Annotated in this window: 13 protein-coding genes; 2 read left to right on the top strand and 11 right to left on the bottom strand. The window is 58.9% G+C overall.

Annotated elements, in window-relative coordinates; translation table 11 throughout:
* Positions 1-79: 79 nt before the first annotated feature.
* The 6 genes from O9H32_RS06220 to O9H32_RS06245 all read right to left on the bottom strand — a co-directional run bounded on the left by O9H32_RS06220 (position 80) and on the right by O9H32_RS06245 (position 4821).
* On the bottom strand, positions 80-265 hold the full coding sequence (locus O9H32_RS06220) for a hypothetical protein (RefSeq protein ID WP_269865018.1): 186 nt from the start codon (positions 263-265) through the stop codon (positions 80-82).
* Between the two features lie 53 nt (positions 266-318).
* Positions 319-999, bottom strand: a complete 681-nt coding sequence (locus tag O9H32_RS06225; protein ID WP_269865394.1) for an MgtC/SapB family protein — start codon at positions 997-999, stop codon at positions 319-321.
* A 173-nt stretch (positions 1000-1172) separates the two neighbouring features.
* Positions 1173-2051: a prephenate dehydratase gene (pheA, locus tag O9H32_RS06230; protein WP_269865019.1), complete on the bottom strand. Its 879-nt coding sequence runs from the start codon at positions 2049-2051 to the stop codon at positions 1173-1175.
* Positions 2048-3013 carry a homoserine kinase gene (thrB, locus tag O9H32_RS06235; RefSeq protein ID WP_269865020.1) on the bottom strand — a complete coding sequence of 322 codons (966 nt, stop codon included), beginning with the start codon at positions 3011-3013 and terminating at the stop codon, positions 2048-2050. The genes pheA and thrB overlap by 4 nt, the downstream gene beginning before the upstream one ends.
* A 55-nt stretch (positions 3014-3068) precedes the next feature.
* Complete coding sequence (locus O9H32_RS06240) at positions 3069-4355, bottom strand: homoserine dehydrogenase (protein WP_269865021.1); 1287 nt, start codon at positions 4353-4355, stop codon at positions 3069-3071.
* A gap of 31 nt (positions 4356-4386) precedes the next feature.
* Positions 4387-4821, bottom strand: a complete 435-nt coding sequence (locus tag O9H32_RS06245; protein WP_269865023.1) for an ACT domain-containing protein — start codon at positions 4819-4821, stop codon at positions 4387-4389.
* A gap of 180 nt (positions 4822-5001) precedes the next feature.
* Between O9H32_RS06245 and O9H32_RS06250 the strand changes: the two genes are divergently transcribed.
* Positions 5002-5505, top strand: coding sequence for an NUDIX domain-containing protein (locus O9H32_RS06250; RefSeq protein ID WP_269865025.1), 504 nt, complete (start codon positions 5002-5004; stop codon positions 5503-5505).
* Positions 5506-5733: 228 nt separating this feature from the next.
* Entirely contained in the window at positions 5734-6555 is an 822-nt protein-coding gene (locus O9H32_RS06255) for an ABC transporter ATP-binding protein (RefSeq protein WP_269865026.1), read from the top strand.
* Between the two features lie 87 nt (positions 6556-6642).
* Here the strand turns inward: O9H32_RS06255 and O9H32_RS06260 are convergent, their stop codons facing one another.
* The 5 genes from O9H32_RS06260 to O9H32_RS06280 form a co-directional block, all read right to left on the bottom strand.
* The gene (locus O9H32_RS06260) at positions 6643-7698 is read right to left on the bottom strand and encodes an anthranilate phosphoribosyltransferase (RefSeq protein ID WP_269865027.1); all 1056 of its coding nucleotides are present in this window, start codon (positions 7696-7698) and stop codon (positions 6643-6645) included.
* Positions 7699-7822: 124 nt separating this feature from the next.
* A complete protein-coding gene (gene nasC, locus O9H32_RS06265) occupies positions 7823-9952 on the bottom strand; it encodes an assimilatory nitrate reductase catalytic subunit NasC (RefSeq protein ID WP_269865029.1) in 2130 nt (709 codons plus the stop codon).
* A gap of 41 nt (positions 9953-9993) precedes the next feature.
* Positions 9994-11226 carry an MFS transporter gene (locus tag O9H32_RS06270; RefSeq protein WP_269865031.1) on the bottom strand — a complete coding sequence of 411 codons (1233 nt, stop codon included), beginning with the start codon at positions 11224-11226 and terminating at the stop codon, positions 9994-9996.
* A gap of 315 nt (positions 11227-11541) precedes the next feature.
* Positions 11542-12843 carry a GTPase ObgE gene (gene obgE, locus O9H32_RS06275; RefSeq protein WP_269865034.1) on the bottom strand — a complete coding sequence of 434 codons (1302 nt, stop codon included), beginning with the start codon at positions 12841-12843 and terminating at the stop codon, positions 11542-11544.
* Between the two features lie 25 nt (positions 12844-12868).
* Entirely contained in the window at positions 12869-13525 is a 657-nt protein-coding gene (locus O9H32_RS06280; RefSeq protein ID WP_269865035.1) for a Spo0B domain-containing protein, read from the bottom strand.
* Positions 13526-13604 lie beyond the last annotated feature (79 nt).

The raw sequence follows: 13604 nt of genomic DNA on the forward strand, positions 1-13604 counted from the left end.
ACCAAATGACATTACAGTTTATGCAGCAACCTAGGCATATGACCATCCCGCCGCGAAAAAATCCCGCCCGCCTGCCGCTCTACCCCCGGTCGCCGGCTCCCTGCAGCCCGTCCTTGCCTTGGGAGGCAAGGCTTTGCGCAGCTCCTTGTCCCTTGCCCCGCACCCTCTCTCTCTCTGCCTTCTCCGCCTCGCGGCAGGCATGCCAAGAAGCCGGAGATGCTCCGGCGCCCGCATACGGTACTATCCCCCTGCTTTTATCTCCCACTCACGGTCCCCCGCTCAAGGTCTCCCGTTCACGATCCCCCGCTCTCTCGTCTGCTAGGGGCTGACGTCCTCCACTTCGACGTGGAGCACCTGCTTCAGCCGCTTGATATTGTAATACATGGCGGTCGTGCTGCGGGTAGCGGGAGCAACGACATAAAAATGCACGCGCTGCCGGTCTCCCTCGATATCCTTGATCTTCAGATGCTTCAATCCGTATTCGCTGTCCATATAGGCCACCAGCCCGCTTAATTCCTCGCTGCCCAGCGCTTCCACCTTCACCGAGACGTATTTCTCCCGCAGGCGCCGGGGACCGAGGAGCTTCACCACGACGGGGAACAAGTTCACGGCGAGCATGATCATAGCCACCGCCGTGAACGCCTCCTTGTAGAATCCCGCCCCTGCGGCAATGCCGAGCGCTGCGGACGCCCAGACCATGGCGGCCGTCGTCAGCCCGCTGATGACGTCGTTGCTGCGCCGCAGAATGGCGCCCGCCCCAATGAAGCCGATGCCGCTTACGATCTGGGCCGCCAGCCGCATCGGGTCCATCTGGGTGCGGCCGTCGATGCTGAATTTGTCGACGGAATAAATAGAAACGATCGTAATCAGGCAGCTTCCAACCGCAATGACCATGCTCGTCTTCATGCCGAGCGGCTTCTGGCGAAGCTCCCTGTCGATCCCGATGAGCAGTCCGAGGAACAGGGCAAACCCGAGTCGCAGAATCAATTCACTGTCCATTCCCATACCAGTCCCCTCTGCGATAGATTCGCTTCCCCTGCTCCCGCGGAGCGAAGGGTATCCCCATTTACCCGGTTTGTCCCGCCCTGTATCACCTCCGTGGCCCAATGCAAAAAGAGCCCGCAAAAGCGCGGACTCTTCCTCCTATAGTAACGAACGTGCTCTCGGCCTCTCTAGGAGAGCGAAGCCGGGCCGCGGTACTCGAACACGGGATAGCAGCCCATGATGCGCACCTGGCACCCGATGGCCTCGATCTCCTGGAAGGCCGCAGGCAGCAGGACCGTATCGAGGGATTCCTCGATATCGATATAAAAGAAATAGCTGCCGAGCTTCTTCTTCGTAGGCCTCGATTCGATCTTCGACAAGTTGATGCGGCGCCAAGCGAACGCGGACAGTACCTGATGGAGCGCCCCCGGGTAATCCTCCGGCAGTGTCACCAGGATGGTCGTCTTCGTCCTCTCGGCCTCCCGGAGCTTGGGCGCTTCGGGACCGACGAGCACGAAACGGGTAAAGTTGTTCTGGTGGTCCTGCACCCCGGCCGCCAGCGTCTGCAGTCGGTACAGATCACCTGCTCCCAGCGGGGCAAGCGCCGCGACTGACGGATCTTCCGTCTCCCGGACAAGCCGGGCCGCTTCGCCGTTGCTCCCTACGGGCTCGAGCTCCACATGGGGCAGATACTGCCGGAGGAACTGCTGGCACTGGGCCAAGGTGACCCCATGGGAGTACACCTTGCGAATCCGGGAGCAGGCGTCCGCAAGATCCTCGCCCTCTTCTCCCGGCAGCCTAAGCAGATTGATCGAGATGGGGTATACCCATTCGGCCTGGATCGGCAGATCCACTTCATGCACCAGCGTATCGACATGCAGGGAGACCGAGCCCTCGAACGTATTCTCGATCGGGATCACGCTGTAATCAGTCCGCCCCTGCTCCGTTGAACCGAATACATCGGGAATGAGCTTATAGTTCACGAACTCGAACGCTTCCCGGCCCAGATAGTACAGAGCCGATTCTTCGGTATACGTCCCGGGACCGAGAAGGGCGACTTTCTTCATGCGCCCACCCCGCTCTGCAGGGACTTCACCCAATCGGCCAGATCATCGCCGGACGGTACGCTAGAGGCCGTGACGCCCTGCGGCTCCGGATTCAGCCACAAGGTCGTGCACTCGATGCCTTCCTGCCGCAGCGTCTCCTTCAGATAAGCTTCCAGCTCCGCCTTGCGGGAGCTCGAACGGTCGACGAGCGTGAAGATCGTCGGACCCGCTCCGCTCAGGGCTACGCCCAGGGCGCCGTGCTCCGTCGCCTCGGCGAGGATGGCGGCCAGACCGGGCACCAGCGGAGCCCGGAACGGCTGATGCAGCGCGTCTTTCATCGCGCGCGGGATCATATCGAGCCGCCCGGTGCAGAAGGCGGCGACCAGGACCGAGGAGTGGCCGACGTTGAAGACGGCATTCTCCAGACTCTGCTGGCGCGGCAGCACCCCCCGCGCCTTCTCGGTTGAGAGCTGGAAGTGCGGGATGGCTACCAGCACTTCCAGCTGTTCGTGGGGCTCGACGCGGATATGCTCGGCCCGCTTCCCGTCCCAGAACGCGACGACCACGCCGCCGAAGAGCGACGCGCCGACGTTGTCCGGATGCGCTTCGAGCTCCGTCGCCATCTGGAACAGCTCGTCGTCGCTGAGCGGGCTGCCGATCAGGGCATTGGCGCCGGCCAGCGCGCCGACGATCGCCGAGGCGCTGCTGCCGAGGCCCCGCGTCAGCGGGATATCGCTGTACATCGCGATCTCCAGCTCGGGATGGGAGACGCCTGCCCGCTTGAACACCGACTGCGCCACCTTGTAGATCAGGTTGTTCTTGTCTGTCGGCACACCAGGCATGCCTTCGCCGATCAAGCGGATGGAAGTCCGCTCCGCAAGGGCGATATCGATCCACGCATACAGATTCAGTGCCATGCCGAGCGTATCGAACCCGGGCCCGAGATTGGCCGTGGAAGCGGGAACCCGTACGCGTACTTTCATTTTGCCGTTCTCCACTCTAACTGCTCCCCTATTCTTATATGCTACCCGATGGCTGTTAGCCCTCCACCCGGTACACGCTCTTGATTGACTTGACGGAATCCATCGAACCGAACTGCTCCAGCACTTTGTTCACAGCCGCTTTATTGGCGTCATGCGTAATGATGATGATCTCGGCGAACGGGTTCACCGCATTCGGATGCTGCAGCACCGATTCGAGCGACACGCCGTGCTCGGCGAATACTTGCGTAATCTGGGCCAGAACGCCCGCCTTGTCCTCTACATGCAGGAGGATGAAGTTCTTCGATGCGATCTGTTCGTCGGTCTTCAGCTTCTTCTCCTTGTATGGCACGAATCCGCGCCGGCCGACGATATCAAGGTTCAGGTTGCGCACAACGGCCACGAGGTCGGCCACAATCGAAGTGGCGGTAGGCAGCTCACCCGCTCCTGCTCCGTAGAACATCGTTTCGCCTACGGCTTCGCCGTGCACATAGACGGCATTGAACACGCCGTTGACCGAAGCGAGCGGATGGGATTTCTTCACCATCGTCGGCTGTACCGAGATAGAGATATGCTCATCCTGGCGCTCCGCGATGCCGAGCAGCTTCACTTCGTAACCAAGCCGCTTGCCATATGCGATGTCCTCTTTGGAAATCTGCGAAATCCCCTTCACAGATACGTCACCCAGCGCCACTTCCGCCCGGAAGCCGAGCGTGCTGAGAATCGTCATTTTACGCGCCGCATCGTAGCCTTCCACATCGGAGGTCGGGTCCGCTTCGGCGTAACCGAGCGCCTGGGCTTCCTTCAGCACTTCGGCATAATCCGCGCCCTCCTGGCTCATCTTCGTCAGGATGAAGTTCGTCGTCCCGTTGACGATGCCCATGATCTTCGTGATGCGGTCGGAAGCGAAGCTGTCCGTCAGCGTACGGATAATCGGAATGCCGCCCGCCACGGCCGCTTCATAGAATACGTCGCAGCCCTTCTCCGCCGCTTTGGCCATAATCTCGGGCCCGTGAAGCGCCATGAGATCCTTGTTCGCCGTCACGATATGCTTGCCGCGTTCGAGACCTGTGAGAATGAGCTGTTTGGCGGGCTCGATGCCGCCCATGACTTCTACGATCACATGGATATCCGGGTTCTCCACGACATCCCAAGCGTTATCCGTGAGCAGGTGCGGCGGCACGCTGATCCCGCGGGCCTTATTCTTGTCCTGCACCAGGATCTTCGTGATCTCGATTGCCGAGCCCGACTGGCTGTGCAGATCGTTCTGGTGGTTCTCCACAATCCGGACTACCCCGGTTCCAACGGTTCCAAGACCGAGCAGTCCTACATTAATCTTCTTCATGATCTTCCTCCTGCAACTGAAATTCTGTGTATTATCCCTGTCCTACGAGTCCTGCCCGGCTTACGCCATCCTGGCTGCGCAGCTTCTCGAGCAGCGAGGTCACCGTCTCGTTCATGACGGAAGTTTCTACGGAGATCACGACGTTCGCGACACCTTGAAGCGGGATGCTCTGGTGTATCGTAAGCACGTTACCTTCAAGGCCGGCGATCATCGTCAGAACCTTCGATAGAATGCCGGAGCGGTGCTCCAGATCGATCGAGATCGTAATGATCCTCTCCCGGTCAAGCTTGCTCAGCGGGAAGATGCCGTCCTTGTACTTATAGAAAGCGCTGCGGCTCAGCTCCACCTGCTCTACAGCCTCGTGCACCGTCTTCACTTCCCCGCGGGCGAGCAGCTCTTTGGCTTGCACCGTCTTGATCAGCGCCTCGGGCAGGATGTCCTGACGTACCAGGTAGTAACGTTCCATGCCATGGGGATTCCACTCTGAAGTCTCTTTGTCCGGCACTGAAACCGTCCTCTCTACGTAGACGATTGTTTTTCCTTAGTGGACATTATAACGCAGTCTTTGCCATGGTAGCAATAGGCTTTCTCCAATAAAATGTGTTAAAGTTGTAAATGGAACATGAGCCGCAAAGGAGAGAATGTCATGATTCGCGCCCGGATGCTCGCTACTGCTGTTTTGTTTCACGAAGGGGATCTTCTGATGATGAAGCGGTCGCCGAACCGCACCTTGTCGCCCGGCCTGTGGGCCGCCGTCGGAGGCCATCTCGAACCCCACGAGATCAACGACCCTGAGACCGCCGTGCTCCGGGAGATTCAGGAGGAGACCGGCCTTCTTCCTGAGGATATCGAGAATCTCCGCCTGCAGTATATCCTGATCCGGCTGAACGAGCAGGAAGTGAGACAGCAGTTCATCTATACCGCACAGACCAAGAGAAGAAACCTGAACCTCACAGAAGAGGGCGAGCTGCACTGGATTCCGCGGGCGAAGGTCATGGACCGGACGATTCCTTTTATTTTCCGCCGCGTGCTTCAGCACTATTTCGATAACGGCCCCCATCCCCATGTCTGGGTCAGTACCGCCGGCTATGACAGCGATGGGGCCGCTACGGTCCACTTTACGGAGCTCATCGACCCGCAGCAAATTTAAAAGTTCAAGGAATCCCGCCGGGTAAGAACGAAGGGATGGAAGGCGTCCTGTCTTGCTGTCCGGGCCGCGACCCGGGCGGTACGGAGCCCTTTCCTTCTCCGACTGGAAGGCCCCGTACCAGAACGGACGGCTTCCAGTCCGCCTTCTTCCGGGCATCGCCCCCCTTCCGTACAGACCGGAGGGAGGGCTTTTGTGCTACACCACCATAAGCGTAGGAGATGAGCAATCATGCACGAACGGCACGAAGAAGCATCGGAGGACAACTATGCCCTGCGGATCCGGGGCGTGCGTTATGTAAGAGAGGGCAGGGAACTGCTCGGAGGGATTGACTGGGAGGTGCGGCGCGGGGAACACTGGGCCCTGCTGGGCCTCAACGGCTCCGGCAAAACAACGCTGCTGAACATGATCTGCGGCTATACTTGGCCTACGAAGGGGAGCATCGAGGTGCTCGGGGAAACGTACGGGAATGTCGATCTCCGGGAGCTGCGGCGCTCGATCGGCTGGGTCAGCTCCTCTCTGCAGGAGAAGCTGTACGCCAGCGACAACACCGAGGCCGTCGTGCTCAGCGGCAAATACGCCACCATCGGGCTCTATGACCGGCCGGAGGAAGAGGATGTGCACAAGGCGCATGCGCTTATGGAACAGCTCGGATGCCGCCATCTCTACGGACGGCCTTACCAGACCTGCTCCCAAGGAGAGAAGCAGAAGGTGCTTATCGCCCGGGCGCTGATGGCCTCCCCCCGCCTCCTGATCCTGGACGAGCCCTGCAACGGGCTCGATCTCTTCGCCCGGGAGAACCTACTCTCCGCGGTGGAAGCACTGGCGGCAGGCAACGAGGCCCCTACGCTCTTGTATGTCACGCATCACACAGAAGAAATACTCCCCCTCTTCTCGCATACGCTGCTTCTGCGGAGAGGGGAAGTATTCGCGGCAGGACCGACCGGGGCCCTGCTGACGGCCGGCCCTTTGACAGAGTTCTTCGAGCTGCCCGTGGATGTATTGAAACGAAACGGGCGCGCCTGGCTTGCGCCGAGCGAGGGAACGGCATAAGGGCGGCGGATGAGGCGGGCCGTGACACGCTGCAGCATACGCAGCCTATCCTCTCCGGCTCCGGCTCCCCTCCCTGCCAAGCCCCTTTTATCCGTTCGCCTGCAGACGCGGCGGGAAGCCGCTGCGGGCGCTGAGCTCCTGCCACTTGCTGAGGAGCTTCTGCGCCTCCTTGCGCTGAAGCAGCGACCGGGCCAGCCCGAAGCCCTCTTCGTACGAGGCGACTTTGTCGAACCAATACAGCCGCAGCCCCGCGTTGAAGATCACATGATCGCGCTCGTTGCGGATTTCCGGCGCCTCGTCGCCCGCGATAATGCGGCGGAGCAGCTCAAGCTGCCGTTCCTTCGTGCATTTCTCCAGAGGCTCGCCGCTGAACCCGAAAGTACCCGGATCGATGGTGCTCGACTCGTCTCCCCACGGGGTCACTTTGCGGATCGCGCTGTGCTTGTAGATCGGCAGGTCTTCGGACCCTTCGATGCCCTGGACGATATATGCGGTCTCGAATCCCGATTTGGGCAGCAGATGAATGAGATGGTCCATCGCGGTCTTATGGTTGACCCCGATCATCATATTGAGCGAATGGACCGGGTTGATCACCTTCTCCACCGTATTGAGGAAGGTACGCAGGCCTACCTGCTGCCGGATATGGCGGACCCGCCCGAACGGCGGGCAGATGAGATCCGTCCAGATGAAGCCGATCCCGAGCGTGAGGAAATTCTTCTCCCATTCCTTGGCTTCCACCTCCACCTGCACGCCGAGTCCCTCCAGTAGCTCCTTCAGCGACTGGCCGAGCTTCGGCGGCAGGGATTCGCTGCCGTGCAGCACCTGCGGGAATCCGACGGAGGCAAGCAGCAGACTGACCGGGATGGTCACCGGGAAGTAGAGCCGCCCGTCATAGGGCCCCGCACAGTTCAGCGAATGGGAGAACGAGCGGTACGGCAGCGAGTATTTGCGGAACACATCGATAAAGCCCATCATCTCGTCTTCCGCTTCGCCTTTCATCCGCATCGCCATCAGGAAGGCGGCGGTCTGGGCGTCCGTCGATTCGCCTCTGGCAATGGCGTGGGCCGCAGCCACCGCTTCGTCGTAGGTCAGATGCCGGGAACCGAGCCTGCCGGTACCGACAATTTTGATCCACTGCTTCATGAGGATCACCTCCGGGAGAAATGTAATAAGAAGAAGCATGAACCGCCAGCGGACGCCGCCAAATGGAAAAAGAGCGCGTGGGTACGCGCTTAAAAAAAGAGACCCCGGGCGGCTGGCCGCCGGCTTAATTCGGCGTAATCTGGACGGCGCACACCTTGAATTCCGGCATGCGGCAGACGGGATCCATCGCCGGGTTCGTCAACCGGTTGATGCACTGGTCGCCGCCCCAGTGGAAGGGCACGAAGACCGTATCCTGCCGGATCTTCGCGGAATACTTGACCTTAAGACGGATCGTTCCGCGCTTCGAGCTCACCTTGGCACGGCCTCCGTTCACCAGCCCGATCTCCACGGCGGTATCCGGATGAATTTCCAGCAGCGGCTCCGGATATTTCGAGTTGAGCTCCGAGGTATGGCGCGTCTGCACCCCGGACAAATAGTGCTGCAGCACCCGGCCTGTCGTCAGCAGGTACGGGTATTTGCGCGTCGCCACTTCCTTCGGGTTCTGGTGTTCGACCGGCGTCAGCCTCGCCCTGCCATCCTCATGCGCGAATCCGTCCTCGAACATCCGGGGCGTGCCCGGATGCCCTTCCTCCGGACAGGGCCAGAACATCCCCTCCGACCGCTCGATCTCGGCATACGTCATGCCGTAATAATCCGCCTTGCCGCCCTTGGAAGCCAGGCGCAGCTCCTGGAAGATCGCTTCGGCGCTCCCGTAACGGAAGTAGCTTCCTTTGCCGAGCACCTCGGCAATATCGCACAGGATCTTCCAGTCGAGCCTCGCCTTGCCGGGAAGCGGACGGATCGCCCGCCGCACCAGCACGCGTCCTTCGAGCTGCGTCATCGTCCCCTCGTCTTCCAGATACGAGGAGCCCGGCAGCACCATGTGGGCCAGTTTGGCCGTCTCGGATTCGAACAGGTCGATCACCAGCAGAAAATCCAGTTTCTTCAGTGCCTGTTCCACAAGCTCCGCGTTCGGATTGGATACGATAGGATTCGATCCCAGAATGATCAGCCCCTTGATCTCCCCACGGTGGATGCTCTCCATCATCTCATAAGCGGACACACCCTTGCGTGGCAGCGAATCCTCCGGGACGCCCCATACCTGCGCGATATACGCCCGGTGCTCCTCGTTCTCGATCAGCCGGTACCCGGGCAGCTGGTCGGCCTTCTGTCCGTGCTCTCGCCCTCCCTGGCCGTTCGCCTGCCCTGTCACCGCACCGTAGCCGCAGCCCGGTTTGCCGATCTTGCCCGTCAGGAGCACCATGTTCAAGAAGTTGCGCACATTCGCCACGCCGCTGGCATGCTGCTCGACCCCCCGGGCCGTGAAGATCATGCCGGTCTCGGCGCTGCCGTACATTCTCGCCGCCTCGGCGATCAGCTGGGGAGCAATTCCGCAGAGCGCCGCCGACTCGGCAAGGGATACGCCCTTCAGGTGCTGCTCCAGCTCGGCGAAGCCGTTCGTGCGCTCCTCCACGAAAGTCCGGTCCACATAGCCCTCCTCGAGCAGTACCTTGAGCATGCCGTTCACCAGCGCGGCATCGTAGCCGGGCTTCACCCTCAGATGAAGGTCGGCGATGGAGCACGTGGCCGTTTCTCTCGGATCGATGACGATGATCTTGCAGCCTTCCTGCCTCGCCTTGCGGAACGTCTGCATAATCGTCGGCTGGCATTCGGCGATATTCGTCCCCGCCAGAATAATGCACTTGGCTAAGGGAACTTCCGAGAGCGGATTGGTCAGCCCGCGGTCGATCCCGAAGGTCAGATTCGATGCTCCGGCCGCAGCCGACATGCAGAAGCGCCCGTTATAATCGATGTGCTTCGTTCCGAGCGCCACCCGGGCGAACTTGCCGAGCAGATAGGACTCCTCATTCGTCAGCGAACCGCCGCCGTAGACTCCCACCGCATCTTTGCCGTGCTTTCTCTGAATCTCCTGGATTTCGTGGCGGATCCGCCCCAGCGCATCCTCCCAGGTAATCGGGCTAAGCGAGCCGCCGAGGCGCAGCATCGGATAACGGAGCCTGCGGTCGTCCACAGCATGCGAGTGGGCATTGAGACCCTTGACGCACAGCCTGCCATCCGTCACCGGGTCTTCCTTGTTCGGCGTTACGGAATAACGGCTGACCCGCAGCGTTTTCTCCTCATGGAGGTTCATCGTACACTGCACGCTGCAATAGGGGCATTCGGTTTTAGTGGTCGTCTCTCGTGGAGCGAGGGAGGCCTGCTGTTTTTGAAAATGTTTTAAAAAATCACTCATAGGACTCACTCACCCTTACTGTTTCCAAGGTAGTTATATTTTTAGAAATTGACGCCCGAATCCGCTGTAGCCCATTCCTTGCGCCAGCCGCGGGTCACCGCATAGAACACCAGCGTAACCACCAGGACGAGCGAAGCAACAACGAGAAAACCTGTGACATGGGAACCGGTCGCTTGTTTGAGCGGTCCGAGGATATTGTTCGGCAACAGGAACCCGCCGAGCCCCCCAGCCGCTCCGACAATCCCCGTCACCACGCCGATTTCTTTGGAGAAGCGCTGCGGTACGAGCTGGAAGATGGAGCCGTTGCCCATCCCGAGACAGGCCATCATCACGCTAGTCATGGCCAGCATCACCATGAAATTGGAAGGCATCGTCGATACCGCGAAGGCACACAAGCAGATCACCGTGTAGAGCACCATCATGAACTTCATGCCTCCGATCCGGTCCGCGATATAACCGCCGATCGGCCGGAAGAAACTGCCCGCGATGACCGTAATCGTCACGAGATACCCGATCTGGATTCGGGTCAGACCCCCATCCATCGCCTGGTCGCCATAGACATCGTAGAAGAAGATGCTGAAGTAACTGGAGAATCCGACGAACCCGCCGAACGTAATCGCATAGAAGATACTGAACCACCAGGTGTCGATATTCTTCATCACGGCAAGATAGTCGCGAATCTTTTTCGGTGCGGGCTGATTCGGAGCATCCTTGGCCATGAGGCAGTAGGCGACGAAGACCAAGAGCAGCGGAATGATCGTCATGCCGAAGACGTTATGCCAGCCGAACTTCGCAGCCAGCTGCGGACCGAAGAAGGTGGCCAGTGCCGTTCCGCTGTTGCCCGCGCCGGCGATCCCCATGGCCAGCCCTTGGTACTGCGGGGGATACCAGCGGCTTGCGAGCGACAAGGAGACGGCGAAGCTTGCTCCGGCGATTCCGAGCAGGAAACCCAGGGCCTGCACCTGGCTGAGGGACGTACCGCCGAGCCAGCCCCAGAGCAGAGGGATGACCGTGAGCCCCATCCCGATCATGCCCGCCTTACGGGAGCCGATCCGGTCCGCCAGAATCCCCATGGGAATCCGGAAGATCGATCCTCCCAGTGTCGGGATCGCCACCATCGTGGCCTTCTGGGCATCCGTCAGGTTAAAATCCTTCGTGATGTACAAGGAAAGCGCACCGCACAAAACCCAAATCATAAAACTGACATCAAAGTAGAGAAATGCTGACAGTAAACTCGGGAAATGACCTGCCTTACGAAAGTTTTTTACATCCACTCCACTAACCTCCCATAATTTTAACTCTTTCTCTGCTTTTCTGTCCAGTTCGTGTTAGGATTAATTACATGTTTATAATATACAGGCGAAAATCGGAAAGTTCAATCCCTTTTCATAAAAAAAGTTCACCTTTTGGTATAGAACCTGACACATATTTCTTATTCGGTCGCTATTATACCAATAAAAGCGAACAATTAATTATAATTATCATAATATCGTTCGTTAATTAAGCACTTTCACGAAAATAAAAGCACCAACCTCACATGTAAATTACATGTAAAAGTTGGTGCCTTATCTTCATTGGATTCTGTTACCCTATTCGTGCTCCACGAACTCGAACTCGAAGTCCCCAATCCGTATGGTTTGTCCGTCTTTGGCTCCCCGGTCTCTCAGAGCTTTGTCAATGCCCCTCTTCCGCAGGATGCGGGCAAAACGCATAACCGACTCATGAGTGCTGAAATTCGTCCGCTTGATGAGTTTCTCGATGCTAGGCGAATCGACCACGAAAGCCTCGTTATCCCGGCGGATCGTGAAGTCCTGGTCCTCATCTGCTTCGAGACGGTATACCTTGCGCTCGGTGATCTCCGGCAGCTCTTCCACGACAGGCATGTCCGGAATCGTCTCCAGAAGGCCCATCACCTTATAGAGCAGCTCCTGAACCCCGCTCTTGGCTACTGCGGAGATGCCCAGCACCGTATGCTCCTTACCAGCTTCTGACAGCTGGCGGCGGAATTCAGCCAAATTCTCCTCGGCCTCCGGAAGATCCATTTTGTTCGCTGCAATGATCTGCGGCCGTTCTTCCAGCTTGGCATTATAGAGCTTGAGCTCATCGTTAATCTTGACCCAGTCGTCGAACGGGTCGCGTCCTTCGGTACCTGCCATATCGACGACATGGAGAATGACCCGGGTCCGCTCCACGTGGCGGAGGAATTCGTGACCGAGCCCCACGCCTTCGTGCGCCCCTTCAATCAAGCCGGGCAGATCCGCCATCACGAAGCTGCGTCCGTCCCCTACATCCACCACACCGAGGTTCGGCGTCAAGGTCGTGAAGTGGTAAGCGCCGATCTTCGGCCTCGCCCCGGAGACCACAGACAGCAGTGTGGATTTGCCAACGCTCGGGAATCCGACGAGGCCAACATCGGCCAGCACTTTCAATTCGAGCACCAGCCAGCGCTCCACGCCTTCCTCCCCGTTCTCGGCAATCTCCGGCGCCGTATTGTTCGTCGTGGCGAACCGGGTGTTGCCCCGGCCGCCCCGGCCGCCCTTGGCCACCACTACTTCTTGGCCGTGCTTCGTCAGATCCGCAATGATCTCCTGCGTATCGTCATCCACCACTACGGTTCCCGGCGGTACCCGTACGATCATATCGTCCGCGTTGGCGCCGTGCTGGCTCTTATTGCGCCCCTTCTCCCCGCGGTCAGCCTTGAAGTGCTTCTGGTAGCGAAAATCGACCAGCGTCCGAAGCCCCTCATCCACGCGGAAGATGACATCTCCCCCGTCTCCTCCGTCTCCTCCGGCCGGTCCGCCTTCAGGAACATACTTCTCCCGGCGGAAGGCCACGAGTCCATCGCCGCCGTCGCCGCCCTTAACGTAAATCTTCGCTTTATCTACAAACATTGTCCTTCACCCTCTTATCGGTCACTTACGCATAACGCCACTCGGACGTCCATACAGCCTTGCCTTCCCCATACGTGCCCACGACTATCGTGCCGCCATGGCTTAATTCATTATTCAGCGCCGACTCCCTGTGCTTCAGGCGTTCGATCCTATAGGGTCCTTCGTACTGAAGCGTAACCGTCAAGAACGAGTCTCCCTCCCGCCGGTTGAACTGGAGATCGAGAAGCCCCTGACCGTCCGTGAAATCCCGCGCTTCTTCTTTGAACCCTTCCAGAGAGCGAACCAGCGCGGCCGCGGCAGCCACCGGCTCCCGAAGCTCCGGCAGACGGATTTCCTCGTTCATGGAGATCTCCAGCTCCAGTTCCTTTACTTCCGACTGAAAAGAGAGCAGGTATACGATCAGCGACGGTATGCCCAGCTTTGAGACATAGCCTTCCTGACGGACCTTCTCTTTTATTTTTTCCATTAATGGAGGAAGTTTATCATATTTTTTTAACTGGACATACGCCATGAGAATTTGAATATCATTCATCCAATCATGACGGTAATGATTGAACAACCGGAGCAGCCGGCCATCCGGGTCCGCGAGATCCGCGGCCATCCGCTCATCTTCCAGCTGTGTCAGCTCCGAATCTTCCCTTTGCCTGTAACGGACACTTTCCTGTCCCTTTGCGTTCGACATACCTTGACCTCTCCGTTCCGGTACAAGTGATATGCATAACAGTATAGCACGAGAATCTTCCCAATTCACGGTCCAGCCC

Origin of the sequence: Paenibacillus caseinilyticus (assembly GCF_027533645.1) — a bacterium.
GTDB lineage: Bacteria > Bacillota > Bacilli > Paenibacillales > NBRC-103111 > Paenibacillus_G > Paenibacillus_G caseinilyticus.

Excerpts from the sequence above, each read along its gene's own strand:
- O9H32_RS06225 (WP_269865394.1), bottom strand. The coding sequence starts at position 999 with ATGGACAGTGAATTGATTCTGCGACTCGGGTTTGCCCTGTTCCTCGGA.
- pheA (WP_269865019.1), bottom strand. The coding sequence starts at position 2,051 with ATGAAGAAAGTCGCCCTTCTCGGTCCCGGGACGTATACCGAAGAATCG.
- thrB (WP_269865020.1), bottom strand. The coding sequence starts at position 3,013 with ATGAAAGTACGCGTACGGGTTCCCGCTTCCACGGCCAATCTCGGGCCC.
- O9H32_RS06240 (WP_269865021.1), bottom strand. The coding sequence starts at position 4,355 with ATGAAGAAGATTAATGTAGGACTGCTCGGTCTTGGAACCGTTGGAACC.
- O9H32_RS06245 (WP_269865023.1), bottom strand. The coding sequence starts at position 4,821 with ATGGAACGTTACTACCTGGTACGTCAGGACATCCTGCCCGAGGCGCTG.
- O9H32_RS06250 (WP_269865025.1), top strand. The coding sequence starts at position 5,002 with ATGATTCGCGCCCGGATGCTCGCTACTGCTGTTTTGTTTCACGAAGGG.
- O9H32_RS06255 (WP_269865026.1), top strand. The coding sequence starts at position 5,734 with ATGCACGAACGGCACGAAGAAGCATCGGAGGACAACTATGCCCTGCGG.
- O9H32_RS06260 (WP_269865027.1), bottom strand. The coding sequence starts at position 7,698 with ATGAAGCAGTGGATCAAAATTGTCGGTACCGGCAGGCTCGGTTCCCGG.
- nasC (WP_269865029.1), bottom strand. The coding sequence starts at position 9,952 with ATGAGTGATTTTTTAAAACATTTTCAAAAACAGCAGGCCTCCCTCGCT.
- obgE (WP_269865034.1), bottom strand. The coding sequence starts at position 12,843 with ATGTTTGTAGATAAAGCGAAGATTTACGTTAAGGGCGGCGACGGCGGC.
- O9H32_RS06280 (WP_269865035.1), bottom strand. The coding sequence starts at position 13,525 with ATGTCGAACGCAAAGGGACAGGAAAGTGTCCGTTACAGGCAAAGGGAA.